The sequence below is a fragment of the Ornithinibacillus proteolyticus genome (genome assembly GCF_039581225.1).
GTDB classification, from domain to species: Bacteria; Bacillota; Bacilli; order Bacillales; family Amphibacillaceae; genus Ornithinibacillus; species Ornithinibacillus massiliensis.
Map to the genome: position 1 here is coordinate 111,824 of NZ_JBCPXV010000001.1, position 26,049 is coordinate 137,872.

Below are 26,049 nucleotides of genomic sequence, written 5' to 3' on the forward strand. Positions count from 1 at the left end.
CATTTCTCTCCCCTATTCGAATAAATCCTCTTCGACAGCTGCGTAATCTGTATCGCTTTGCTCTGTTAACAGGCCTTCTTCACGAGCTTCTGTTTCACTCTTAATATCAATCTTCCAACCGGTTAGCTTAGCTGCAAGCCTTGCGTTTTGACCGCGCTTTCCAATTGCAAGTGATAACTGATAGTCGGGAACAATGACAGTAGTAGATTTCTCTTCTTCATTGACTAGTACTTCAATGACTTTAGAAGGACTTAGTGCATTAGAAACATACACTACTGGATCTTCTGACCATTCTACTATATCAATTTTTTCCCCTTTTAATTCATTCACAATTGTTTGTACACGTTGCCCTTTTTGGCCAACACAAGAACCAACCGGATCAATCTCCGGATCCTCTGCAAATACTGCAATTTTAGAACGATCTCCCGCTTCTCTAGCTACAGATTTGATTTCAACAATTCCATCATAAATTTCAGGAACTTCCATTTCAAATAAACGTTTCAATAAACCTGGATGTGACCTAGATATAAAGATTTGCGGTCCTTTACTCGTGTTTTCAACTTTTGTTACGAACACTTTAAGGCGATCATGAACCTGGTATTCTTCGGTTGGCATTTGTTCAGACTCAGGTAATTTCGCTTCAATTTTACCTAAATTCACATATACGAATCTAGGGTCAATGCGTTGAATAATACCGGTCATGACATCTTCCTCGCGGTCTGAATACTCACTGAAGATAACCCCTCGTTCAGCCTCACGCACACGTTGTGTAACTACTTGCTTAGCAGCTTGTGCAGCAATTCTACCAAAATCCTTTGGTGTTACTTCAACTTCTATAATATCTTCAATTTCGTAATTAGGATCAATTTTCTTAGCTTCCTCCAACGAAATTTCTTGTTGATTATCCAATACTTCCTCTACAACTGTCTTACGTGAAAACACACGCATCGTACCAGATTTTTCATCTAATTCAACACGAACATTTGTAGCGGATTTAAAATTCTTCTTATAAGCAGATATTAATGCAGCTTCTAGAGCTTCAATTAAGATCTCCTTATCAATACCTTTTTCTTTACCTAAATTTTCAATTGCATCAAACAATTGACTACTCATTTTCCTCTTTCCCCCTTATAATGTAACTGCGAGTCTCGCTTTTGCAATTTTCTCAAATGGTATCTCTACTTGCTGCTTACGTGTTTTCACTTTGTATTCAATAGTAGCAATATTATTTGAGAAATTTACTAGGATACCTTCGTATGCCTTTTCACCATTAATTGGTTCAAATAACTTTACATAAACATTTTTGTTTATACTTTTAGCAAAGTCTTCCACAGTTTTGATGGGGCGTTCCACTCCTGGTGAAGATACCTCTAGGAAATACGCTTCCTGTATAGGATCAACATCATCTAGCTTTTCACTCAATTGCTCAGACACTTCGCCACATTCGGTGATGTCTATTCCGCCTTCTTTATCAATAAAGACTCTTAAAAACCAATTTTTTCCTTCTTTTACATATTCAATATCGACTAACTCTAGATTCTTTTCTTCTAGTATTGGCCTAACTAGTTCTTCTGTTGTTTTGACAACCTGAGAGCTCAAGTCTAACCCTCCTCCTTTTAACTCTAGCTGTACTTACTATATCTTATTATTGACTAACTGCCTATTTTTCATTTAAAAAGATAAACCAATATAAAACCCTTGCCAATAGGCAAGGGAATGTTACACAACGTAGGCAGATTACGAAGAAAGAGTGGGAATGCCCACTCTTTTGTCCGATACTATCGATACTTACTACTAAAATATACCATAAGTAATATGGCTATGCAAGAAAATAACGAAGAAATAGCCCTTACATTTCTTTATTTGGAAAATAAATCAACTAAGGATTCCCTACTATGATTAGTTTCGATTTTTAAATAATTTTGTAAAGCTTTTTGAAGGGAGGCCTTTGTAGTTGCTTTACCACCGAATTCTACATCTAGTTTAATCATATTGCGAACAATCTCTGGACTTAAACCAGTGATAACTAATTTACTTCCCATCATACCTACACCATCTAGCAATTTTAGGAATAATCGAATTGCTTCGTTGTCCATTTCAGCTATGCCAGATAGATCCATAATCAGTGTTTGGATTCTCATTCGACCAACTTCAAATAAGACTTTCTCCTCGATTACATTTGCCCGATTCGTATCAATCGTACCGATCAGTGGAAGAATACTAACGTCTTGCGTTATCGGAATTATTGGTACAGAAAGGTTATTTACTAATTTTTGCTGTTTCTCAATTAACTCATCTTTATACTTGGAATAGCTAATAAAAAAGCTATTCGTGAATGAGTCGACCAGCTCATTATATATACTTGTTTCTGTATAGAAGTTTTCACTACTCTTTACCTTATGACCTGTTAACGTATCAAAATGGTATAAAAACTCCCAAAAAGTTTTTCGGATTGCTCGAATCCACTCCAATTTGAAGCTGAGCGTCATGGCATGCTTAGCCCAAACTATGCCTTCTTTTTTCGCAAACTCTTCTACTTCATTAAGCTTACCATCTACGATTAAAAGTACAAGTTGATGTGCATTATCTAGTAGATTTATATTACCAATTACATGTATCTCATTAATCTTATCTCGTACATTAACAGCAACACTAAGTAACCTTTCTTCAAATGAAGGTCGATTTAAAACTAGAAACTCATGAAGATCTTCACTTTTAATCAAATTAGGCACTAGACACACTTCCTTCTATAATTTGAAATTATTGTATCTGGATACAAACGTTATTTTCAAGCAAAATTATAGGTAGAACTTACTACAGCTAGGGTAGATGACATAGAAAAAAAGAGAGGTAGCACCCCAATGTATATACCACATTAAGTCACCTCTCAAACCTAATTCAAACTATAGTTAGAATAATGAAAGCTGGTTTTTCTCTTCCATGCCTTCTAAACAACCATGATTATCTAAATACTCTAGTATTGTTTTAGAAATTTTACTTCTTTCCCGCAAATCTTCCTTGGATAAGAATTCTCCCTCTTCTCTTGCTTTTACAATGTTGATAGCCGCGTTCGTTCCTAGTCCTTCCACTGCATTGAATGGTGGAATTAACGTATTACCTTCTACAACAAATTCACTAGCCTTCGATTTATATAGATCCACTTTTTGGAACGAAAATCCACGCTCACACATTTCAAGGGCAACTTCTAAAACCGTTAATAAACTCTTCTCTTTAGGTGGAGCATCATTTCCTTTTGCATTAATCCCTTCTATACGTTTGCGAATAGCTTCCGATCCTTTAACCATTGTGTCCAAGTCAAAGTCACTTGCACGAACAGTAAAGTAGGCAGCATAGAAGAAAATTGGATAATGTACTTTGAAATAAGCAATACGTACTGCCATTAAGACATAAGCAGCCGCATGGGCTTTAGGGAACATATATTTAATCTTCTTACAAGATTCAACATACCAATCTGGTACATTATGCTTCTTCATTTCCACAATCCACTCATCCTGCAGGCCTTTCCCTTTACGTACAGATTCCATTATCTTAAAGGCAAGTGATGCTTCCAACCCTTTATGCATTAAATACACCATAATATCATCACGACATCCAATAACCTCTGGTAATCGACATATACCATCGTTTATTAATTCTTGGGCATTCCCCAACCATACATCCGTACCGTGCGATAGTCCGGAAATAATAACTAATTCAGCGAAGGTTTTTGGTTTTGTATCTTCTAACATCTGACGAACAAACTTTGTCCCAAATTCTGGCACACCTAATGTACCTGTCTTACTATTAATTTGTTCTGGCTTAACACCTAACGATTCCGTACTTGAAAATATTTTCATGACCTCTTTGTCATCCGTTGGAATCGTTTTAGGATCTATTCCACTTAAATCCTGAAGCATACGAATGACGGTCGGATCATCGTGTCCTAGTATATCAAGCTTCAACAAATTATCGTGAATCGAATGGAAGTCAAAGTGTGTGGTTTTCCATTCACTCTTCCGATCATCTGCTGGGAATTGAATCGGTGTAAAATCATAGATTTCCATATAGTCAGGCACTACAATGATACCACCAGGATGCTGACCAGTGGTACGTTTCACCCCAGTACAGCCTTTCACTAGCCGATCAACTTCTGCATTTTTAAAGACTAGGCTCTTATCCGTTGCATAGCCTTTTACATAACCATACGCAGTCTTTTCCGCGATTGTACCAATCGTACCCGCACGATACACATAATCCTCCCCAAATAATACCTTAGTATAATTATGGGCTTGTGGTTGGTATTCACCAGAGAAGTTTAAATCAATATCGGGTACTTTATCTCCTTTAAAGCCTAGGAATGTTTCAAATGGTATATCCTGTCCATCCTTATTAAGTGATGTTCCACAATTTGGACAAGCTTTATCTGGTAAATCAAATCCACTAGCATACGAACCATCCGTAATAAATTCATTATAATGGCAATCTGGACATACATAATGAGGTGGTAAAGGATTAACCTCTGTAATTTCGGTCATCGTCGCTACAAAAGATGACCCAACAGATCCCCTTGAACCGACCAGATATCCATCATCTAGCGATTTTTTTACTAGTTTATGAGAAATTAAATAAATAACAGCGAACCCATTGCTAATGATACTATCTAACTCTTTCTCTAAACGATCTGTTACGATTTTCGGTATGTCATCACCATAAATAAACTTTGCTCGTGAATAGCATAAGTTTCTAATTTCTTCATCGGCACCTTCTATTTTCGGTGTATATAAGTCATCCTTAACCGGGGAAATCTCTTCTATTTCATCTGCAAGTGCTTGTGTATTTCCAACGACAATTTCTTCTGCCTTCTCTTTTCCTAAGAAGCTAAAACAATCCATCATCTCATTAGTTGTTCGAAACGGCGTATCAGGTAATGTAACACGATTTAAAGGATTACCCGCTTGTGATGCAATTAAAATTTGCCGATACATTTTCTCGTGATCGTCAACATAATGAACATTACCACTAGCGATTACTTTTTTATTCATTCGCTCCCCTAGCGCCACTAGCTTGTTAATGATATCCAAAATTTGCGCTTCATTTTGAACAAGTTCTTTCTCTAAAAGATGGGTATAGTTACTTGGTGGCTGTACTTCAATATAATCATAAAATTCAGCGACCTTTTCTGCTTCTTCGGCTGATGTTTGCATCATCGTTTCAAACACTTCACCTTTATCACAAGCAGTACCAACTAAGATTCCCTCACGATGCTTTTGTAAAACAGATCGTGGAATACGTGGTACCCGGTAGAAATAATCAATATGAGCATACGATACTAATTTATATAAATTCTTTAATCCTTCTTGTGTTTTGGCAATTAACGTACAGTGGAAAGGTCTTGAGCGTTGGTACGCATTCCCCTCACCCATATGATCATTCAGTTGATTATGGTTCGTAATCTCTTTGTTTAGAACAGCTTGAACCAACTTCCATAGTAAATAACCCGTAGCTTCCGCATCATAAATAGCGCGGTGATGCTGTGTTAATTCAATGTCTAAATGCTTACATAGCGTATTTAATCGGTGGTTCTTTAATTCCGGAAATAGGAAACGAGCTAACTCTAGCGTATCAATTACTGGATTAGTTACTTTCTCATAACCAATTTTATTATATCCTTGATTTAAAAATCCGATATCAAAGCTTGCATTATGGGCTACAAATACTGCGTCACCACTCCAGTTATAAAAATCTCTTAAAACGTCATTTACCTCTGGCGCATCCTTAACCATATCATCGGTAATTCCCGTCAAATCTATTGTTGTCTGAGATAGCGGGTGATGTGGATTAGCAAACGATTCAAAGCGATCAACTATTTCTCCTTGATGAATTTTTACTGCTGCAAGTTCAATTATCGTATCATATACAGCCGAAAGTCCGGTTGTCTCCACGTCAAAAACAACATAGGTTGCGTTAAATAAATCGACATCACTTTCGTTATAAGCAATCGGAACACCATCATCAACCAAATTTGCCTCTACCCCGTATAGCACTTTAACTCCGTGCTTCTTACCAGCACTATGCGCCTCGGGAAAGCCTTGTACTCCTCCATGGTCAGTAATCGCTATCGCCTTATGCCCCCATTTAGCCGCTTGTTCTACAAGTCTAGCCGGTGAAACGACCGCATCTAGTTGACTCATTGTGGTATGAGCATGAAATTCAACTCGCTTTTGGCCCTCCTCAGCGGTATCCTGGCGTGAAGCAACTTGTACTTCATGCATATCATTAGCCATCATGGCTAATTCGTTAGAGTACATATCTGTTTGAATACTTCCCCTTGCTTTAATCCACATTCCTTTTTTAAGCTGCTCGAACTTCGCTGCATCTTCGTCGTTTCTTGAGAACATTTTAATTTGTAAGGAATCCGTATAATCGGTAGCCTTAGCAATCAATAGGCTTCTTCCAGATCGTAATTTGCGGATTTCAACATCAAATACATAGCCCTGTATAGTAATCCGTTTTTCTTCCTCTTGGATTTCTTGCATCTCTACTACATCATCTTGGATTTTATACCCTATGCCAAATGGCTGATTTTCTTCCACATTTCGATCTTTATCTCGTTTTTCTTTTTCTTGTATCGTTTTTAGAATGAGTTTTTGGTCTTCAAGAGACTTTTGCTCACGAAACTTCTGAATCTCTTCCATTTCCGTTTTGACATCCACTGTTAATGGGTAATAGGAGATTCCAATTTTTTGACAGAAAGCTTTGAAATTCTCATCTAAACGTTTCTTTAAAGCAGTCGCCTCTGCCTCATTTCTAGCAGTTAACATAATCTTATTACCGTTAACTCTTGGTTTTTGATTAAAAACTAAATCTCTGTATGCTGGAGATATATCTGGTGTTAACTGTAAAAATAATTGCCAATAATCACATAGCAATTCTTCACTACAGTGATTATCTCCTGGATAGAGGGTTAATTCTATTGCGGCAAGCTGCTGGAATGCATGCTTTAGTCTTGTTAACAGCTCTTGATAGATCTTGGAAGGGAGAACCTTTTCAATTTCAATATGAAAATGCCATATTTTTTTTATCTTAAAGATTTCTAGTTTGGCTAATGAACTGTCTTGAAAATACTGTTGAACATGCTCCCCAGGCATTTCAATTTGCTGGAGCAATAATTTCATTTTCTCTTTTTTTGATATGTCCATTCTTATATTCCTCCTGCCTCTTAAGCAAATCAGGATATTATGAAACGATGGAAACCCTTGTCATTAAAATGAAGACAAGGGTCCCAGTTACGCTACCTATTCTATTTCTATACTACCTTCTTTAATCAATAGATACAACCATTTAGTAATGGTAATATTTTTTAATTTACTATACCTTTCAAGTTAACGGCAAGTGGTTAAATGTATCAACTACTTACAAGAACAATCGTTGTATATCATTCCAGGTTACAATAATCATCAGTAGCATTAGTAGCGCAAAGCCAACAAAGTGGAATATCCCTTCTTTTTCTGGTGCCATTGGCTTTCCGCGTACTAGTTCAATTCCAACGAATAACAGCCTTCCACCATCAAGTGCTGGTAACGGAACAAGGTTAACAACCCCTAAGTTAATACTTAAAATCGCTGTCAACATTAAGAAATTCATAAAACCAGTTTGTACCACTTGATCTGTTGCATCATATATACCAACTGGTCCAGACAGTACATCAATACCTAGCTGACCTGTTATTAGCATCATGAGGTTCGTTAAGATCATAGAAGTTGTTTCATAGGTTCTTTCTGCACCATACTTAAAGGAACCCCAGAACGTTTTTTCCATTGCCTGGGTAACACCAATCTGGCCAATTGGTTCTCCTTCTCCCTCTATTGGAGCTACTTCTTTCGGAACTACCATTAAGTTAAGTGTCTCACCATCACGTAATACCGTCATTTCGAGTTCTTCACTAGGATTTTCCCGTACAATGGTAGTAAATTCTTCCCAAGTGGATATCGATTGCTCATCTATTTGAATAATCTCGTCATTTGCTTGGAATCCCGCTTCTTCAGCAGGACTACCGGATTGTATTTGGCTTATTCTTGCCTCATCTACCGGAACACCTTGAACAACACCAAGTATAATAAAGATAACGATTGCTAAAAGAAAATTCATCATTGGACCAGCAAACAATTGCATTGCTCGTTGGCCAGGTGTCTTCGATGCAAATTGTCGATCATATGGCGCAATTAACGTTTCTTTTTCGTCCATTACAAATAATGCCTTACGATCTACATCGAAATGTAAAAGCTCATCTTCTTCATCAATTTCATAGCCTTGAATGATTAATTCATGGTCTAAATCCACTTTTTCTACTTCAATTACTCTGGCATTGGGGTGCTTCGATTTGTTGTTTACAATTATCTTATTTACTTTACCTTCATCATCAAATTCCAAACCGATATGATGACCTGGCTTTAATTCGATAATTTCTGGATCTTCTCCTGCAACCCGCACATACCCACCAATTGGAAGTAATCGAATTGTGTATAAGGTATCATTTTTCATAAAGGCAAATATTTTCGGTCCAAATCCAATTGCAAACTCACGTGCTAACATACCAGCACGCTTTGCAAAGATCAAATGTCCCAATTCATGGACGAATACTAAAAGCCCAAACATAAATATAAACGCAATTACTGTTGTCAAGCCTAACACCTTCCTTTATTGAAGTAGAAAAAAGTATCTAAACCTCACTTAGTTTCCAGCCATTAATTGTAGGATTAAATGGAGAACAGGAAATACAAATATAGCACTATCAAACCTATCCAATATCCCACCGTGTCCTGGCAAAATTTTCCCTGAATCTTTAATGTCGTAATGACGTTTAAATGCTGACTCAACTAAATCTCCAATTTGACCAAAAACGGAAACCAATATCGAAATAATAATTATCGCCGTTATGCTATATGGAAAGCTATAAATCAGATGAAAGATTACCCCAACTACTACCGCAAGGATAATGCCACCTACAGCTCCTTCGATTGTTTTGTTTGGGCTTATCTCTGGCCATAATTTATGCTTTCCTAACGCCCGTCCTGCAAAATATGCCCCCGTATCCGTAGACCATATTAATAAGAAGGCAAAAAAGATATAGGCTAGTCCATCACTACCATTTCTTGTTTGGAGTAAATAGAAAAACCCCATTCCAACATAAAATACAGCTAATAAGACAAAGCCGACATCATCAAACGTAAATTTGTTTTTTAGTAATACTGTATAAGCAAGTAATACAAAAACAAATACTACGATTATTTGTGCAGTGTTATTAAGGAAAGAAATGGAAAAGTCTACATCCGCTGCCGGGAATAATAGTAACCACAATAATAAAATAGCTAGTATACCCGGAGGCGAAAACCAATTTATTTTATGCATTTTAAGGAGTTCGTACAATCCTACCGTTGCTAATAAATATACGACAATCGTAAATGGCTCATTACCAATTATTAAAAGTGGTATAAATAAGATTAGTGCGATAACTCCTGTCAGAATTCGTTGCTTCATATATGATACATCACCTTAAATACCTCCAAATCGCCTAGACCTATTCTGATAGTCCATAAGTGCTTCGACAAATATTTCTTCATTAAAGTCAGGCCATAATACATCCGTAAACCAAAACTCTGTATAGGCTAATTGCCAAAGGAGGAAGTTACTAAGTCTTTGTTCTCCGCTCGTACGAATTAATAAATCCGGATCTGATAAATGATTAGTATATAAATATTGCGATAATCGTTCCTCGTCTAATTGTTCAAGGGAAAATTTTTCTTCATCAAAATCCTTCATGATTAATTTAATGGCGCTTAATATTTCATCTCTACTTCCATAATTCAATGCAAAGTTTAGTAATAATCCATCATTATTCTTCGTTTTTTCCTTCGCATACCTTACCGCTTCTTTCGTATAATCTGGTAAGGAATCAAAATCACCTATCGTCTCAATACGTACATTATTTTTCATTAGATCAGGTAAGTAAATATGTAAAAATTCCTTAGGTAATCGTAATAAGTATTCTACTTCCTGTTTTGGCCTTCTCCAATTTTCAGTTGAAAAGGCAAATAAAGTTAGAACCTTGATGTTGTATTTAACGGCCGTTTCAACCGTTTTTTTCACGACATCCATCCCTGCTTTATGACCTGCAATTCTTGGTAGGCCCTTTCGTTTTGCCCAGCGCCCGTTTCCGTCCATAATAATCGCTACATGTTCTGGTACGTTGGTTAACTCTTCAGTTTGTATAAATCTTTCTTCATTCTTCGATTTAAAAAAAGGAAGTTTCATTGGCATAGTTCCTCCGAACACTGGTGTTAATGCATTTAGAAATTCTATAATATGTATGTATCATACCTAACAGATATGACTGGACATATTATTACTATATTTTAACATAAAATCGTTCACTCTTTACTATTAAACATCATCAAATGTATAAATCTCATTATACCGTTAATGAAAAGAGAATACAAAAGTGGCTGGGACAAAAGATTTACCTTAAAGGAAAAACCGAATGATGAGCAAGGACCACGCTCCGGAAATATACTTGCGGTTGCTTCCAGCACAGGGGCGACATCTGCTCGATAAAACCATCGCAGTGTCTACTTTGCACTTTATCACAGCATAAGTGCGACATCTGCTCGAAAAAACCATCGCAGTGTCTACTTTACCGCCGGGCGGCTGCCTTAGCCTCCTCGTGCTACTTCTTTAGGGGTCTCAGGCAGTGCCCTTTCCCCGCAGGAGTCTACGTATATTTCCGGAGCTAGTATCGTGTATCTTTCGGTTTTACTTTTAATTCTCTTGGTTATGTCCCAACCTCTTGTTATACGTTGGTAAGCTATATACTTTTAGCAATTTAGACTCTTGACATAGCATAATTTATTGTACCAACTATTATTATACTAAAGTTCGCTTATATAGTAGAACGTTACAAGCTTACACTTCCATAATTTCTTGTTCTTTTTGCTTCGCTAACTGATCAATTTCAGCTATATGCTTATTGGTTTGTTCTTGAACATCGTCCTGAGAAGTTCTCAGTTCATCCTCTGTAAGTTCGCCATTTTTTTCTGCTTTTTTCAAAGCATCATTTGTATCACGGCGAATATTCCTTACTTGAACACGATATTCTTCGGCATATTTTCCAACTACTTTCACAAGATCTTTTCTACGTTCCTCTGTAAGTGGTGGAATGTTAATACGGATTACATTTCCATCGTTGGATGGGGAAAGACCTAAGTCAGCCTTTTGAATAGCTTTTTCGATATCCCCCATTGCTGTTTTATCATAAGGAGTGATAACAAGTAAGCGAGCTTCAGGAGCAGATATAGTTGCTAACTGATTAAGTGGTGTGTTAGCACCATAATATTCTACAAATACACTGTCTAGAATAGCAGGATTCGCTCTACCAGCTCTTACCGTTGCAAGATTTCTAGAAAATGCTTGTACAGCCTGCTTCATCTTATCTTGGCATTCATTCATAATTTGATCTGTCATGATTATTTCCCCCTTATTATCGTTCCGATTGTCTCACCTTGAACAACCTTTTTAATATTTCCTTCTTCTGTAATAGAGAATACAATTAGTGGAATATCATTTTCCATACATAATGTTGAAGCAGTGGAGTCCATGACCCCAAGGCCTTCATTTAACATTTCCATATACGAAATGTTCTCGTATTTTTTGGCATCTTTATTTAAGCGAGGATCATCTGAGTAAACACCGTCTACATTATTCTTAGCCATTAAGATTACTTCTGCTTCTATTTCAGCTGCTCTTAATGCTGCTGTGGTGTCTGTTGAAAAGTAAGGATTACCAGTACCAGCAGCGAAAATGACAACACGCTTTTTCTCTAGGTGGCGAATTGCTTTCCTCCGAATATAAGGTTCTGCTACCTGGCGCATTTCAATGGATGTTTGTACACGTGACGGTATATCGATTGTTTCTAGTGCATCTTGTAATGCAAGTGAATTCATCACGGTTGGAAGCATTCCCATATAATCAGCGGTTGCTCGATCCATTCCCATTTCACTACCAACTTTACCACGCCAGATGTTGCCACCACCGACAACAATAGCAACCTCTACACCAAGATTAACAACGTCTTTTACTTGTTCTGCAATAGACTGAATAATTTTAGGTTCAATGCCATATCCTTGGGTTCCACTTAACGCTTCACCACTTAATTTAAGTACAATTCTACGGTAACGAGCTGTTGTCATAATAACCTCCACTTGAAATAGATTTAAACATAGTACCATAATCTATGTGCTCATGGTGAAATAGGGAACATTAGATGTCCCCTATTGTTTTTCATCATTATTTTTTAACTTGGCTCATTACTTCTTCTGCGAAGTTTTCAGAACGTTTTTCCATTCCTTCTCCAACTTCATAACGAACAAACGTTTTAACTGAAGCACCTTTTGCTTCTACATATTTTTTAACTTTTTGATCTGGATCTTTAACGAAGCTTTGTTCAAGTAAGCAAATTTCTTCGAAGAATTTACCTAAGCGGCCTTCAACCATTTTTTCAACGATTTTTTCTGGTTTACCTTCGTTTAAAGCTTGTTGTTTTAATACTTCACGCTCATGGTTAATCACATCTTCAGATACTTCTTCGCGAGAAACATACTTAGGATTTACTGCTGCAACATGCATTGCCACGTCTTTAGCAACCGCTGAGTCAGTAGTTCCTTCTAATAGAGTTAGAACACCAATGCGTCCTCCCATATGAAGGTATTCACCAAATGCATCATTATCCGTTTTTGTTACAAGTTCAAAACGACGTAGAGAGATTTTTTCTCCGATTTTTGCAACAGCAGAGTTGATGTAAGTTTCTACTGTTTCGCCTTCGCCATTTAGCTTTTGTTGTAATGCTTCTTCAACAGTTGCTGGCTTTTGCGATAGTAAATGACTTCCTAGATCTACTAGTAGTTGCTGGAATTGTTCATTTTTTGTAACGAAGTCTGTTTCACAGTTCACTTCTAAAAGTACTGCTGTATTGCCTTCAGATGCAATGTATGTAGAACCTTCTGCTGCAATACGGTCAGCTTTTTTAGCTGCTTTAGCAATTCCTTTTTCACGTAGATAGTCAATTGCTTTCTCAATATCACCATTTGTTTCTGTTAGTGCTTTCTTACAATCCATCATTCCAGCACCTGTTTTTTCACGTAATTCTTTTACTAATTGTGCAGTTATAGCCATTGTGAATCCTCCTTATAATTGTCTCTATTAACATTATCTTTGTTATTGTTAATATGCTTTCGGTTTAGAAATTTACTTCTTTAAAAAAGGTGATAAAAGGCTTATCCTCTTATCACCTGACCTTTTCAGAAATTAAGCTTCTTCCGTTGCAACAGCTGTTTCTTCTTCTGGTTGAGCTTCTTCAGCTACTTCTAGTTCTTCACCTTGTTTTACTTCAAGGATAGCATCTGCGATTTTACCAGTTAGAAGTTTTACAGCGCGGATAGCATCATCATTTGCTGGGATCACATAATCAATTTCGTCTGGATCACAGTTCGTATCAACGATTCCGATAATTGGAATGTTTAATTTATGTGCTTCAGCAATTGCAATACGCTCTTTACGAGGGTCAATTACAAATAAAGCATCTGGAAGTTTTTTCATGTCTTTAATTCCACCAAGGAATTTAACAAGACGTTCTTTTTCTTTTAATAAACCGACAACTTCTTTTTTAGGAAGTACTTCAAACGTTCCATCTTCTTCCATTTTTTCAATTTCTACTAAACGGTTAATACGTTTACGAATTGTTTGGAAGTTTGTTAATGTACCACCTAACCAACGTTGGTTAACATAGTACATTCCAGAACGGATTGCTTCCTCTTTAACAGAATCTTGTGCTTGTTTTTTAGTACCTACGAAAAGAACAGTACCACCATTTGCAGCAAGTTCCTTCACATAGTTATAAGCTTCTTCAACCTTCTTAACTGTTTTTTGAAGATCGATGATATAAATGCCGTTACGCTCAGTGAAGATATATTTCTTCATTTTTGGGTTCCAACGGCGAGTCTGATGTCCAAAATGTACACCAGCTTCTAGTAATTGCTTCATAGAAATTACTGACATTATTTTTTCCTCCTTGGTTTTTTCCTCCGTTTGCATCATTTCTGTATAAAGACCTATTCGGCACCATTTTATACAAATCAACAAACGTGTGTGGTTATAAATAATTAGTTTGTATTTACACCAGAAATAAATATATCATACTGAATTATTGATATCAAGCTATATATTACTTTTTTCTTGAAACTTTATAATTAATTCTACTTCTGTTTTCCCACAGCCCAATTTTCGCGCTATTTCTTCGGCGTTTAACCCTTCTTTATATAGCTGTAGAATTCTGGAATGCTGGGATACTTCGACCTCATCTTTTACGGTATCGCTTCCTGGTACACTGATTGGTATTTCTTCATGTTCTTCTACTATTAAAGAAGGTTCATCCTCTACATTTATAGGGGGATCTACATTCTTGGCAGTGGGCTGGATATTGGCTAATTCCTTCTGCAAGCGTCTATTTTCTTCCTTGATTTCTTCTAGATAGTTTTCCATGAGACTTATAAATTCCGAGCTATCATTCGACTTATTCATGGATAGTTGTTTACTTAATGCATAGATAGCTACAATAGAAATAATATGTAATAAAAAGCTCACAATAAATAAAAATGATGTCATAAATTAATTAGCTCCTAATATCGAAGTTATTCCCAAGGTAAGGGTGTTTGAATGTAGGGTCTTGCTCTGTGTTATCCTCTTGATTATGTTGCTTCTTATCCCCTGGTATAGGACTACCCTTCTGGCCATCTTTTTGGAATTGGATATCATCAAACTCTTGTACTTTTTTTCGTTTTTGATTGTCTTGTTTTACTTGACTCTGGGCCAATGCTTCCTGAAAATGCTGATTTGATTTAAGCATTTGTTCTTGTAGTTTACCTGCATCTTGTGTTCTTGGAAGCGCAACCTGCATTTCAACAGATTTCCAACTCATCCTATATCACTTCCTTCACTATACAAACAAGCTATCAGTAAATGTTGGAACATTTGTTAAATAGAACGCATATAGATTTCATTTCGAAGAAGCTCAAATTCCACTTGTGCATGTTCCGTATTCATTACTCTAGTATATTTACCAAATGTAATGGTGGTATTACCATATAAATTTCCAGTGACAGTTAATTTAGCCTGATTCAAATCGGAGTTGCTAGCCATAGAACGTAGCTGTTCGTTTACTGAGTTTAACTGTGCTTGATTTTTATCATAGGATGCTTTTTGTCTTTTTAACGTCGCAACCAATTGGGGATTGGATTCAAGATTAGGAGTTTGGCTCAATTTATCACCAATTATAGATAATTTCTCCAGCGTATCTTCCAATTCCTTCTTTTCAGCCTCTAGTTTCTCTAACTTTTCTAATTCTTTATGACTTCTTCCAAGGACGAGAACTGTTTTGGTATTCATTTGATTTCCAACATGTTTCACTTGAATCGATTCCCCTGCTGATATTTGCCCACCGATAATACTACCTCGTTCACAAACTAATTCACGGCCAACCACACAATCACTATGAAGAATAGAGTTTTCAACATATAAATTTCCAGCCGTCTGAACCATTCCTTGGTTAATATAGCCAATATGAATATTCTCGCCGGCTTTCATAAATCCCTTATGGAGACCTGAAAATCCTTCTGAGATATAAACCGATCCGTTAGCTAAAATAGTAGCAGCTTCAACCATGCCATATATTTTTACGTCTCCCCCGGCATGTACCCTAAAACCTGAAGGGACATTTCCTCGAATGACAATGGTTCCAGGAAAGTCCAGGTTACCTTCTTTCATCGATAGCGTATCTGTTACTTCATATACAGGGTGAACCTGAATAAGGTTCCCATGCATACTTGCCTGACCAACTTCTTCAGCAAAGAAGGATTGACTTTCCTCCTCATATCGAACATTTTTACCGGGTTTCAGATTTATTGGTTTTCCGGGTCTGCTAGAAACTACCTTCCCATACACATCTATTCCCTCAACACCATTAGTCGGCATTGAAATTTCTACAAGCTTGTCTCCTTTTTCTACGGAAGGGATTTGCATAACATCCCGAAAGTTCCAATTATCCGTTTTCTCAATCTCAGGATGAAAATTAATCTTAAAATCTACTTTGCCATCTATTCCGTGAATCGGTTCTTTTCCTTTTGCAATCATTAACGGAAAATCATCAAGTGTAATATCGGAAAGCAATCGGTCTAAATTCGATTGTTGAATACCATATTTGATATTATATTCTGCTAGTAGTTTCATAACAGACTCAGCTGTAACTTCCAATTCTTGATTTGCTAGATACTCCTCAGTATATACGAGTTCGGCCATCATACGATCTGCTGAGATGTTTATATTGAAAAAATCACGAAGATCAATCATTACGTTATTGCTCCTTTAAATAGACATCAACCTTATAAAGCTTCTTGAAGCTTGTTTCTTAATTTAAAGATTGCCTTCTTATGAATTTGCGAGATTCTAGAAGTTGTTAAGCCAAGAACCTGTCCTATCTCGGTAAAGGTTAATCCATCTTGATAAAAAAGACTAATAATCATTTGTTCATTCTCTTTTAAACCTTTTATACCATCAGCTAAATCTTTGTATTGTTCATTCTTCACAACATGTTCATCAGGTTGAACCGATTTATTATCTGGAATGGCATAGCCGATCCCTTCTTTATGTTCGGATTTACCATCCTTTGGCTTATCCTCGATAGAAAGCATATTAGCAAAAAGCGAATCCCTTACGTACGTTTCAACTTCTTGAACAGACATATCTAGAGCATTGGCTAATTCCATTGAAGTTGGTTCTCGTTGATATAGCTGCTCAAGTTTTTGAGTAGCTTGTTCAATTTTTTTCGTTTTTTCCCGAATAGAACGTGGCAACCAATCTTCTTTTCTTAATCCATCTATAATGGCTCCTCGAATTCGAAAGGATGCATACGTATCAAATTTTAAATCCCTATCAAGATCAAACTTTTTTAATGCATCATATAATCCAAATAATGCTAAACTTTTTATATCATCTTTCATGACACTATTTGGCAAATGACTCATCGTTCTTTCTACATGGTAATGAACCAAATACATATACTGTTGGATTAGCTGATTTGCTGCATCGTCATCTTGATTATATTTCCATTTATTCCATAAATCTTGTTCTAGAGGAGAGATTTTTGTACCCAAAGGAAATGCTCCTCCCTGTCCTAGTTTTTGTCATCCGATCTTGTACGATTAAATAACGTGTTCACCTTTGGTAATCGTCCGTATTTTTAAAAGGCCCGTCTGTGGGTCAAACTCAATTGTACGACCAAAATTCCCGCCTACATCAGAGGAAATAACAGGAATTTTATGTTCTGCTAATTTATTCAAAACCGCCTCTACATTGCGTTTACCAATTCGCATCATGTCATTCCCTGTATTAATTTGGAACATCTGTGCACCACCAGCAATTTTCGCTTGTAATTGTGGCTTACGAACACCTCTACTCATTAGTTCTTCAACTAAGATATCAATAGCGGTATCTGCATATTTATATCGATTTATTGTCGCTTGTTTACCGAGATTAGAATCTGGTAGCATGACATGTGCCATGCCTGCTATTTGTTTATTTTTATTAAAAATGACTACTCCTACACAGGATCCTAATCCTGACGTTCTAATAACATCAGGCGCTGTTACAATATTTAAATCCGCTATTCCTACTTTTACGACAGACTGTTTGCTCATAATCCTTGAATTCCCAAAGCTTGAAAAATTTTGTTGAATGATTCCGGCGATGGAAGTAACAGCAACTGTCCATTTATACCTTTTTGTTCTTTCTCCGTATCATTCATTTTCGTGTTGATGATAATAGCATAATCATACACCTCGGATACCTGTAATAAGCCAACAGTCAAAATTGCACCAGCCATGTCTACACTAAAATGCGGCACAGATGGTTGCATATTAATATTAGTAAAGTCAGAAAGCGCGGATAAATAAGATCCAGCTATCATATTTCCTGCTTCTTGAAGAGCAGAGACAGCTAATTCATCTTGCTCACCTTCAGAAAATAACGTAAACTCACTATTGTTTGTCATTTCCTGTACAAGCGTCTCTGCTTCCTCCATAGAGAACAATAAATAAACCATTCCTGGTGCCTCGCCCAGTATTTGAAATAAAATACCTACGATGATTTTTTCGGCACCACCAACCATTTCCATCACTTCATCAAATGCGACAATATCAATACTTGGTACTTCCATGTCAACCTTTTTTTGTATCAGCTTTGACATGGAAGTTGCGGCATTACCTGCACCAATATTTCCAATTTCCTTTAATGCGTCTAGCTGTATATGGGAAAGCTGTTGATAATTCATATGATTTAACCTTCTACATTTTTCAACTCGTTAATTTCCTCGTTCGTTAGAACCTTTCTAAGGTCTAGCAAAATTAATAATCGGTTTTCTAGCTTAGCTACACCTTCGATATAATCTGCATTAACAGCACCAATTACTTCTGGTGCAGGTTCAATTGTTTCGGTTGAAATATCAATTACATCATTAGCTGCGTCTACAATCAATCCTACTTCCATATCTTCTAAATTAACGATGATAATACGAGTGGATTCCGTATATTCTGCCTCTTCTATTCCTAAACGAGAACGAAGATCAATGATTGGTGTCACAACACCTCTTAAGTTAATGACCCCTTTTACGAAGTGTGCCGTATTGGGCACGCGTGTAATGGTTTGGATACGCTCAATTGACCCAATTTGTTGTACAGATACTGCAAATTCTTCATCCTTTAATTGAAATACGATCACTTTCTTTTCCGTTACTGTTTCATTACTCATTTCTTTTCCCCCTCAATTTTAAATTCCTTATTTAATAATTGCGTTACTATCAATAATTAATGCCACTTCTCCATCTCCTAAAATAGTAGCTCCAGAGATGGCAAACGTATTGCTTAATAATGATCCTAGTGATTTTAAGACGATTTCTTGCTGTCCAATGAATGAGTCAACGACTAGCGCTGCGATCTTTTCACCTTTTTTCACGAACACAATCGATGTATATTCATCTGGGGCTGCTTCTTGTTCCACACCAAAGATACCTTTTAAATCTACTAACGGAACTACTTTTCCTCTAAAATCAATAACTTTCTTATGATGTGCTGATAAAATCTGTTCTTTTGAGATAATTGCCGTTTCAATAATAGAAGACAACGGAATGGCATACTTTTCTTTATTTAATTCAACTAACAATGCCGAGATAATCGTTAGGGTAAGTGGTAATTGAATCGAGAACACCGAACCGTTATTATATTCTGAGTCAATGGAAATACGTCCACCTAGTGACTCAATTGTATTTTTCACAACATCAAGTCCGACACCACGACCCGAAATATCAGAGATTTTATCGGCAGTTGAAAATCCACTTTCTAGGATTAATTCATAAATTTGTTGTTCGGATAACCCTTCTGCAGCGGATTCTGTCAAAATGCCATTGTTAATCGCTTTTTGTAAGACCTTATCCTTATTTATTCCGGCACCATCATCGGAGATTTCGATGAAAACATGATTTCCGCTATGATATGCTTTTAATTCAATCGTACCTTTCTCAGGCTTCCCTTTACGAATTCTTTCCTCCGGAGATTCTACCCCATGGTCAATAGCGTTTCTTAGCAAGTGAACAATTGGATCACCGATTTCATCTATTACCGTTCGATCTAACTCTGTATCTGCACCGATAATTTCGATATCAATTTGTTTGTTTAAGTCTCTAGCTAGTTTACGAACCATTCTAGGGAATCTACTAAATACGGTATCAATTGGTACCATACGCATTGTAAGAATAATGTTTTGTAAATCACTTGATATTCTCGCCATGCGTTCCACTGTTTCTTTCAGATCAGCATTTTGTAAATCTACTGAAATTTGTTCTAATCTTCCACGGTCAATGATAAGCTCTTCAAATAAATTCATTAGTACATCTAATTTATCAATATTAACGCGAATCGTTTTATTATTGTGGGATGCTTTTTTCGTTTCTTGCTCCTTATCTTTCTTTTCAACCTTATTTTCCGTTACAGAAGTATTTTCCTCTTCTGTTGGTGTTGGTATTACTTCACTCTCATTTGTTTCTCGATAATCGCTAACAGAAAAATCAGATATCGAAACTTCCTCTATTTCGGATACTTTTTTTATCTTTTTCACGATTTCGTCTGCATCTTGATTACTTACTAAAATGACAGAAAATGTGTCATCAAAGTTCTCCTCTTCTAAATCATTAACAGAAGGCTCAGACTTGATTACTTCCCCTAGTTGCTCAAGGACTTCAAAAACCATGAAGACTCGTGCACCTTTTAATAAACAATCCTCGCGTAATCGAACTGTGATCTCGTAATTTTGGAATCCGCGTTCTTTTGACTCATTTAAAATAGATAACTCAAACGCATCTAAGTTTGTAAAAACATTGGATATTGCCGGAGATTCAACCTCCACCTTAATCTCTTTATTCGGTTCTGAAATAGGCGTACCTTTTTCAATCATTTCTAGTTTGCTAGCAATTTCCTTTACATCTAGTGAACCAGTTCCACCACTTGCAATATCTTCTACCATCGTATTTAAGTGATCTACCGTATCAACCAATAAATCAATCATATCAGACTGTACTTGAACACGGTCATAGCGTATTGCATCAAATGCATTTTCGAGTGTATGGGTCAACGTTGCTAAGTCATTATAACCCATTGTTGCGGACATACCTTTAAGCGTATGTGCGGCTCTGAAAATCTCTTCTATGATAGCTTTCTCGTTAGGGTCCTTCTCTAATTCTAATAACTTCTTATAGAGCACTTCTATATGCTCATTGCTTTCATCGATAAAAACATCTAAATATTGTGTAGTATCCATTTTACATCCCCCCAGATCTATTGGTTAACTTGTAAATCATTTCTCCCATTTGATGTAAGTGAACTATATAATTAACAGCATTTGTTTTAATTGCTGCTTTTGGCATTCCATAAATAATTGCTGATTCCTCGGATTCAGCTAATACAATGGCATCAGGATCATGATTTTTTAATCGTTCAATCCCTAATGAACCATCACTCCCCATTCCGGTCAGCACGACTGCAATTTTATTCATACGAGCTATTTCAGCCGCAGATTCAAAAAGCACATCAACTGCTGGGCGGTGCCCTGCTCTCTCCTTTTCTTGTGTCAGTTCAATAGCATGGGAAGTGCCTACTCTTCTAATTTTCATATGGTAATCGCCTGGTGCTATATAAACTGTTCTTTCTTTTATGATTTCTCCATGTGTTGCTTCCTTTATATGTAATGCGGAGAGATTATTTAATCGTTCAGCTAATGACTTCGTAAATCCAGCTGGCATATGTTGTACGATAAGTACTGGACTAGAAAAATCATTAGGTAGGTCCATTATTAGCCGCTGCAGTGCCCGTGGACCACCGGTCGATGCACCTATTAATACTAGTGTCTTGGCATATAACTGTTTTGTAGCAACTAGTGTAGGTGTTTCTGTAGTCTCACGTTTTTTGGTTACATCAACCTGTGAGGCAGCAATTACTTTTGAAATAATTTCTTGCTTAATCGTAGCGATATCTAAGGATATCGAACCTGATGGCTTCGTGATGAAATCTACAGCACCACTCGTAATCGCTTGTAATGTACTATTTGTTGCATCCTTTGTTAAACTAGATAGCATAACTACCGGTAATGGATTGGAATCCATGATTTGTGTCAGAGCAGTGATGCCATCCATGACTGGCATTTCAACATCTAGTGTTACGACATCTGGTGTTAACTCCTGTATTTTCTTCAGTCCGTCTTCCCCATTCCTAGCTGTTGCAATTACCTGTATACGACTATCACTTTCTAGTATATCGGTAATCATTTTCCTCATAAATGCCGAGTCATCGATCACGATTACGCGAATGGGAGTCACTATCCTCACCTTCCTTTTATAGTTAATAGACCCTTTAGTCTTTCAACAAAAGTAGAAGATTCCTTTATACTGGTTTCTACTTTTCTATTTAAATAGCTATCTACTAGCTGCTTAATAGATTTAGCAATAGATGATTTGTCATTGCTAATGGAAAAAGGAGTCTGCTGAATAACAGAAGCTGTCACTGTTTTGTCCTCGGGTAATATGCCAAGTACTTTTACATCTATTTCAAGAAACTGCTCTATTAATTTCTGAAATCGAGTTACCGTTGTTTTGCCCTTCTTAAGATTATCTGAACGGTTTAGAACTACTTGTATTGGCAATGTTCTATTGTAACTTGCAATATATTTAATCATGCTATATGCATCTGTTATGGAAGTTGGTTCTGGCGTCGTAATGACAATACATTCATCTGATGCTAAAACAAAATCCATACTAGATTGAGTGGCACCCGCTCCCATATCAAATATAATATAATCAAATGATGCTAGAACATGGTTATATTGCGCTAGAAAGTAGTTCATCTTATCCTGATCCACAGAAAAAATATCAGTCAGCCCTGCTCCTCCGGCAATAAACTTTAGATTATTTGGTCCTAGTTCCATAATATCATAAATAGGTAATTGGTCCTGAAGTAAATTGACAATGGTTCTCTTTGCTTGAAGACCAAGTAGTATCTCTACATTACCCATCCCGATATCTAAATCGATTAATAGGACCTTTTTCCCCTGTTTACAAAGCTCTAAAGAGAAATTTACAGAAATATTGGTTTTGCCAACGCCACCCTTTCCACTTACAAAAGAAATTGTTTTCGCTTGTATTGGTTTATTTGATGCTTCCTCTAGTTTTCGTCTTAAGCCCTCTGCTTGATCACGAATCAAATAAATCACCTACTAATAAATCGCTAATGAATTCTCTTGTTGGATTCAAAATATTATCTGGTACCTCTTGACCATTTGTTAGATAAGCTATTCCGATTTTTTCTCCTAGAGGAATGTTGAGTAAGCTTCCATATTGTCTTGTTTCATCTATTTTTGTAAAAATTAGCCCTTCCATATTGATGTGACGGAAGTTGTAATAAATATCAGAAATATCTTTCGGTTTTGCCGTTAACGATAGTACTAAATAATGGGCGACGTTTTCTTGCTGCTTAAGGTTAGCGGACAATTCCTTCACATACTGTTCATCCCGATAGTTTCTTCCTGCAGTATCAACTAGAATTAAATCATAATTTTTTAACTTCTCCACTGCATTCTTATAATCTTCTACTGAGTAAGCCACTTCGACAGGTGTATTTAAGATTTTGGCATACGTCTTCAGTTGATCAATCGCTGCAATTCGGTATGTGTCCATGGTGATGAAAGCGACCTTCCTTTTGTCCTGTAAGATACTTTTGGCAGCTACTTTTGCTATCGTTGTCGTTTTTCCTACACCTGTTGGACCAACAAAGTGTACAATTTTCGCATTTTCAGAAATCCCCTCGAAGGAAAGACCAGCTAGTTGGTCCTCCATTTCCTTCTTAACATCATGTATAATCGTTAGAGAATCTGGTAATACTTTGTTTTCTCTATGACGTTCTACCACATTCATCACAATCGAGGTAGCTAAGTCTTCTTTTACTTCTTGATCAAGTAAATGCTGATATACTACTTGATATTCTAACGGGAATAATGAAGGATTTTGCTGACTTGATTGGTTCTCTAGCATACGACGCATGTTCTTCATTTCCGAGATAAGTTCTGTCTCAATGGAAGTCTTCAGCTTAGATGGACGAGTAGGGCGTACTCCTAATTTCTCATTTGTTCTAGACTTTGAGACGATAGGATTATGATCCAGTGCTGCAACTACTTCAATTTTCCTTTTCTTAAAGAATCCTAAAAATCCACCATCTTGGATTTCCTTCGAGCTTAAAATAACCGCATCGGCTCCTAGTTCCTTCCGAATTTGCTTCATTGCCTCAGGCATTGTTGGTGCTACATATTTTTTTACCTTCATGCTATATTCACCACTCCAACACTTTGAACTTGTACAGTAGGTTCAAGCTCGTTATAGGATAATACGACAACTTGAGGTAGAAATCGGTCTAGTAATTGCTTTAAATACATTCGAATTGCTGGCGAACACAATATAACTGGATTCTCTTCTTGAAGTGCTAAATTCTCTACCTGTTCACTAATTGCTTTTATAATAGACTGTTGTGAATCAGGGTCTAATGCTAAATAATTACCATGTTCTGTCGTTTGAATATTATCCGCCATTATTTTTTCAACCTTACCAGAGACGGTGATTACCTTTAATGAATTATCTTGATTAGCATATTGCTTAGTCAACTGTGCAGATAATGCTTGTCTGACATATTCTCCTAGTAGCTCTGGATCATTCGTTAGCTTACTAAAGTTTGCTAATGTTTCAAAAATGATAGGCAAATTTCGTATCGATACATTTTCTCTAAGTAGTTTAGCTAACACCTTTTGTATATCTCCAATCGATAACGGATCCGGTGTAGTCTCTTCTACTAGTATTGGATAACTTTCTTTTAAGTGATCGACCAATTCTTTTGTTTCTTGTCTACCCAATAATGTATGTGCTTGACGTTTTATCACTTCGGTAATATGGGTCGATACAACAGAAGGAGGGTCTACCACGGTATAGCCAGACAATTCCGCTTCATCTTTATTTTCTTCACTAATCCACTTAGCTGGTAATCCGAAAGCAGGTTCCTGTGTTTCAATACCATCAATGACATCATTATCCATATCAGGTGTCATAGCTAAATAATGATCGAGTAAAATTTCGCCCGAAGCCACTTCATTCCCTTTAATTTTCAATCGATACTCATTCGGATTCAGTTGAATATTATCTCGTATTCGTACAACTGGAATAACAATACCTAATTCAATTGCTAATTGTCTACGAATCATAATCACTCTATCTAATAGGTCCCCTCCCTGTTTCGCATCAACTAAAGGGATAAGGGCATAGCCAAATTCGAACTCAATTGGATCCATGTTAAGTAGATTAATAACATTTTCTTGCGTTTTCATCGCAGTTCCTTCAGCTTGATCTTCTTCCTCCTCATCTTTCACAACTGGTATTTTTTGCTTACGCATCATAAGGTAAGCACCTAATGCCAGAACAAGAGCTATAATCGTTGTTAAGAAAAAGTTGATTGGAGTAAGACCTAATAAGAATATAGTACCTGCAGCGATTAGTAATAACTTAGGATATTGCAATAATTGCTCTGCAACATCACTACCTAAATTATTACCGGATGCAGAACTACGAGTCACCACGATACCTGTAGCAGTAGAGATTAATAGGGCAGGTATTTGACTAACTAATCCATCCCCTACTGTTAATCGCATATACGTATCAATCGCCTCTTGAAACGTGTAACCTTTGTCCATCATTCCAATTGTAATTCCGAATAAAATATTGATGAGAACAATAATGATACCAGCAATGGCATCACCTTTTACGAACTTACTTGCACCATCCATAGAACCATGAAAATCCGCTTCATTTTCTACCTTTTTCCTTCTATCTTTTGCTTCTTGCTCTGAAATAAGTCCCGCATTTAAATCTGCGTCAATACTCATTTGTTTTCCTGGCATCGCATCCAGTGAGAATCGAGCTGCAACTTCTGATACACGTTCTGAGCCTTTCGTAATAACTAAAAAGTTAATAATGACAAGAATGACGAACACGACAAATCCAACTAGTGGACTGTTTCCAATAACAAACGTACCGAACGTATCCACAACACCACCAGCCTCAGCATTACTTAGAATGGATCGTGTTGTAGAGACATTCAGCGCTAATCTAAACAAAGTTAGTAATAGTAAAAGGGTTGGAAATACCGAAAACTGCAGTGGCTCTTGCGTGTTCATGGAAACTAATAGAACGATTAGTGCCAGAATAATATTAATTAAGATAAGTACACTGAGTAGCCATCCAGGTAGTGGGATGACTAACATGATAATGACTACTATTACAGCTATTAAAACGGAAAAATCACGGGCTTTCAT

At 36.7% G+C, this 26,049-nt stretch carries 23 protein-coding genes; all 23 read right to left on the bottom strand.

Going from position 1 to position 26,049, the window contains the following annotated elements; translation table 11 throughout:
* Positions 1 to 12: 12 nt before the first annotated feature.
* The 23 genes from nusA to flhA all read right to left on the bottom strand — a co-directional run bounded on the left by nusA (position 13) and on the right by flhA (position 26,049).
* A complete protein-coding gene (gene nusA, locus AAIB49_RS00580) occupies positions 13 to 1,113 on the bottom strand; it encodes a transcription termination factor NusA (protein WP_339215252.1) in 1,101 nt (366 codons plus the stop codon).
* 15 nt (positions 1,114 to 1,128) lie between these two features.
* The gene (rimP, locus tag AAIB49_RS00585; RefSeq protein WP_339215254.1) at positions 1,129 to 1,599 is read right to left on the bottom strand and encodes a ribosome maturation factor RimP; all 471 of its coding nucleotides are present in this window, start codon (positions 1,597 to 1,599) and stop codon (positions 1,129 to 1,131) included.
* A 260-nt stretch (positions 1,600 to 1,859) separates the two neighbouring features.
* Positions 1,860 to 2,732: an STAS domain-containing protein gene (locus tag AAIB49_RS00590; RefSeq protein ID WP_343456914.1), complete on the bottom strand. Its 873-nt coding sequence runs from the start codon at positions 2,730 to 2,732 to the stop codon at positions 1,860 to 1,862.
* Positions 2,733 to 2,909: 177 nt separating this feature from the next.
* On the bottom strand, positions 2,910 to 7,199 hold the full coding sequence (locus tag AAIB49_RS00595) for a PolC-type DNA polymerase III (RefSeq protein ID WP_343456915.1): 4,290 nt from the start codon (positions 7,197 to 7,199) through the stop codon (positions 2,910 to 2,912).
* A 214-nt stretch (positions 7,200 to 7,413) separates the two neighbouring features.
* Positions 7,414 to 8,682, bottom strand: a complete 1,269-nt coding sequence (rseP, locus tag AAIB49_RS00600) for an RIP metalloprotease RseP (protein WP_339215260.1) — start codon at positions 8,680 to 8,682, stop codon at positions 7,414 to 7,416.
* A gap of 48 nt (positions 8,683 to 8,730) precedes the next feature.
* On the bottom strand, positions 8,731 to 9,537 hold the full coding sequence (locus AAIB49_RS00605; protein ID WP_339215262.1) for a phosphatidate cytidylyltransferase: 807 nt from the start codon (positions 9,535 to 9,537) through the stop codon (positions 8,731 to 8,733).
* 15 nt (positions 9,538 to 9,552) lie between these two features.
* The gene (locus AAIB49_RS00610; protein ID WP_339215263.1) at positions 9,553 to 10,317 is read right to left on the bottom strand and encodes an isoprenyl transferase; all 765 of its coding nucleotides are present in this window, start codon (positions 10,315 to 10,317) and stop codon (positions 9,553 to 9,555) included.
* A gap of 642 nt (positions 10,318 to 10,959) precedes the next feature.
* Complete coding sequence (gene frr / locus AAIB49_RS00615) at positions 10,960 to 11,517, bottom strand: ribosome recycling factor (RefSeq protein ID WP_339215267.1); 558 nt, start codon at positions 11,515 to 11,517, stop codon at positions 10,960 to 10,962.
* Positions 11,518 to 11,519: 2 nt separating this feature from the next.
* Positions 11,520 to 12,242, bottom strand: coding sequence for a UMP kinase (gene pyrH, locus AAIB49_RS00620; RefSeq protein ID WP_343456916.1), 723 nt, complete (start codon positions 12,240 to 12,242; stop codon positions 11,520 to 11,522).
* A 97-nt stretch (positions 12,243 to 12,339) separates the two neighbouring features.
* Positions 12,340 to 13,224, bottom strand: coding sequence for a translation elongation factor Ts (gene tsf, locus AAIB49_RS00625; protein WP_339215271.1), 885 nt, complete (start codon positions 13,222 to 13,224; stop codon positions 12,340 to 12,342).
* Between the two features lie 132 nt (positions 13,225 to 13,356).
* The gene (gene rpsB, locus AAIB49_RS00630) at positions 13,357 to 14,106 is read right to left on the bottom strand and encodes a 30S ribosomal protein S2 (RefSeq protein WP_211741479.1); all 750 of its coding nucleotides are present in this window, start codon (positions 14,104 to 14,106) and stop codon (positions 13,357 to 13,359) included.
* A 159-nt stretch (positions 14,107 to 14,265) separates the two neighbouring features.
* Positions 14,266 to 14,712 carry a helix-turn-helix domain-containing protein gene (locus AAIB49_RS00635; protein WP_339215274.1) on the bottom strand — a complete coding sequence of 149 codons (447 nt, stop codon included), beginning with the start codon at positions 14,710 to 14,712 and terminating at the stop codon, positions 14,266 to 14,268.
* A 7-nt stretch (positions 14,713 to 14,719) separates the two neighbouring features.
* Positions 14,720 to 15,025 carry a hypothetical protein gene (locus AAIB49_RS00640; protein WP_343456917.1) on the bottom strand — a complete coding sequence of 102 codons (306 nt, stop codon included), beginning with the start codon at positions 15,023 to 15,025 and terminating at the stop codon, positions 14,720 to 14,722.
* 56 nt (positions 15,026 to 15,081) lie between these two features.
* Complete coding sequence (locus AAIB49_RS00645; RefSeq protein WP_339215278.1) at positions 15,082 to 16,452, bottom strand: DUF342 domain-containing protein; 1,371 nt, start codon at positions 16,450 to 16,452, stop codon at positions 15,082 to 15,084.
* 32 nt (positions 16,453 to 16,484) lie between these two features.
* The gene (locus AAIB49_RS00650) at positions 16,485 to 17,255 is read right to left on the bottom strand and encodes a FliA/WhiG family RNA polymerase sigma factor (protein WP_339215280.1); all 771 of its coding nucleotides are present in this window, start codon (positions 17,253 to 17,255) and stop codon (positions 16,485 to 16,487) included.
* A 48-nt stretch (positions 17,256 to 17,303) separates the two neighbouring features.
* Positions 17,304 to 17,798, bottom strand: coding sequence for a chemotaxis protein CheD (locus AAIB49_RS00655; RefSeq protein WP_343456918.1), 495 nt, complete (start codon positions 17,796 to 17,798; stop codon positions 17,304 to 17,306).
* Positions 17,795 to 18,430, bottom strand: coding sequence for a chemotaxis protein CheC (locus AAIB49_RS00660; RefSeq protein WP_339215284.1), 636 nt, complete (start codon positions 18,428 to 18,430; stop codon positions 17,795 to 17,797). Before AAIB49_RS00660 ends, AAIB49_RS00655 begins: the two co-directional genes overlap by 4 nt.
* Positions 18,431 to 18,435: 5 nt before the next feature.
* Positions 18,436 to 18,906 carry a chemotaxis protein CheW gene (locus AAIB49_RS00665; protein ID WP_339215286.1) on the bottom strand — a complete coding sequence of 157 codons (471 nt, stop codon included), beginning with the start codon at positions 18,904 to 18,906 and terminating at the stop codon, positions 18,436 to 18,438.
* 27 nt (positions 18,907 to 18,933) lie between these two features.
* Positions 18,934 to 20,967, bottom strand: a complete 2,034-nt coding sequence (locus AAIB49_RS00670; protein WP_339215288.1) for a chemotaxis protein CheW — start codon at positions 20,965 to 20,967, stop codon at positions 18,934 to 18,936.
* A 1-nt stretch (position 20,968) separates the two neighbouring features.
* A complete protein-coding gene (locus tag AAIB49_RS00675) occupies positions 20,969 to 22,021 on the bottom strand; it encodes a protein-glutamate methylesterase/protein-glutamine glutaminase (RefSeq protein WP_343456920.1) in 1,053 nt (350 codons plus the stop codon).
* 5 nt (positions 22,022 to 22,026) lie between these two features.
* Positions 22,027 to 22,902, bottom strand: a complete 876-nt coding sequence (locus AAIB49_RS00680; RefSeq protein ID WP_343456921.1) for a MinD/ParA family protein — start codon at positions 22,900 to 22,902, stop codon at positions 22,027 to 22,029.
* Positions 22,892 to 24,016, bottom strand: coding sequence for a flagellar biosynthesis GTPase FlhF (gene flhF / locus AAIB49_RS00685; protein WP_343456922.1), 1,125 nt, complete (start codon positions 24,014 to 24,016; stop codon positions 22,892 to 22,894). Before flhF ends, AAIB49_RS00680 begins: the two co-directional genes overlap by 11 nt.
* Complete coding sequence (flhA, locus tag AAIB49_RS00690; RefSeq protein ID WP_343456923.1) at positions 24,013 to 26,049, bottom strand: flagellar biosynthesis protein FlhA; 2,037 nt, start codon at positions 26,047 to 26,049, stop codon at positions 24,013 to 24,015. The genes flhF and flhA overlap by 4 nt, the downstream gene beginning before the upstream one ends.

What these genes read in the sequence shown, in the direction of transcription:
- AAIB49_RS00605 (WP_339215262.1), bottom strand. Translation starts at nt 9,537, where the DNA reads ATGAAGCAACGAATTCTGACAGGAGTTATCGCACTAATCTTATTTATA.
- frr (WP_339215267.1), bottom strand. Translation starts at nt 11,517, where the DNA reads ATGACAGATCAAATTATGAATGAATGCCAAGATAAGATGAAGCAGGCT.
- tsf (WP_339215271.1), bottom strand. Translation starts at nt 13,224, where the DNA reads ATGGCTATAACTGCACAATTAGTAAAAGAATTACGTGAAAAAACAGGT.
- nusA (WP_339215252.1), bottom strand. Translation starts at nt 1,113, where the DNA reads ATGAGTAGTCAATTGTTTGATGCAATTGAAAATTTAGGTAAAGAAAAA.
- AAIB49_RS00635 (WP_339215274.1), bottom strand. Translation starts at nt 14,712, where the DNA reads ATGACATCATTTTTATTTATTGTGAGCTTTTTATTACATATTATTTCT.
- AAIB49_RS00665 (WP_339215286.1), bottom strand. Translation starts at nt 18,906, where the DNA reads ATGAGTAATGAAACAGTAACGGAAAAGAAAGTGATCGTATTTCAATTA.
- AAIB49_RS00610 (WP_339215263.1), bottom strand. Translation starts at nt 10,317, where the DNA reads ATGCCAATGAAACTTCCTTTTTTTAAATCGAAGAATGAAGAAAGATTT.
- flhA (WP_343456923.1), bottom strand. Translation starts at nt 26,049, where the DNA reads ATGAAAGCCCGTGATTTTTCCGTTTTAATAGCTGTAATAGTAGTCATT.
- AAIB49_RS00595 (WP_343456915.1), bottom strand. Translation starts at nt 7,199, where the DNA reads ATGGACATATCAAAAAAAGAGAAAATGAAATTATTGCTCCAGCAAATT.
- AAIB49_RS00670 (WP_339215288.1), bottom strand. Translation starts at nt 20,967, where the DNA reads ATGGATACTACACAATATTTAGATGTTTTTATCGATGAAAGCAATGAG.
- pyrH (WP_343456916.1), bottom strand. Translation starts at nt 12,242, where the DNA reads ATGACAACAGCTCGTTACCGTAGAATTGTACTTAAATTAAGTGGTGAA.
- AAIB49_RS00655 (WP_343456918.1), bottom strand. Translation starts at nt 17,798, where the DNA reads ATGAGCAAACAGTCTGTCGTAAAAGTAGGAATAGCGGATTTAAATATT.
- AAIB49_RS00645 (WP_339215278.1), bottom strand. Translation starts at nt 16,452, where the DNA reads ATGATTGATCTTCGTGATTTTTTCAATATAAACATCTCAGCAGATCGT.
- flhF (WP_343456922.1), bottom strand. Translation starts at nt 24,016, where the DNA reads ATGAAGGTAAAAAAATATGTAGCACCAACAATGCCTGAGGCAATGAAG.
- rpsB (WP_211741479.1), bottom strand. Translation starts at nt 14,106, where the DNA reads ATGTCAGTAATTTCTATGAAGCAATTACTAGAAGCTGGTGTACATTTT.
- AAIB49_RS00640 (WP_343456917.1), bottom strand. Translation starts at nt 15,025, where the DNA reads ATGAGTTGGAAATCTGTTGAAATGCAGGTTGCGCTTCCAAGAACACAA.
- AAIB49_RS00660 (WP_339215284.1), bottom strand. Translation starts at nt 18,430, where the DNA reads ATGAATTATCAACAGCTTTCCCATATACAGCTAGACGCATTAAAGGAA.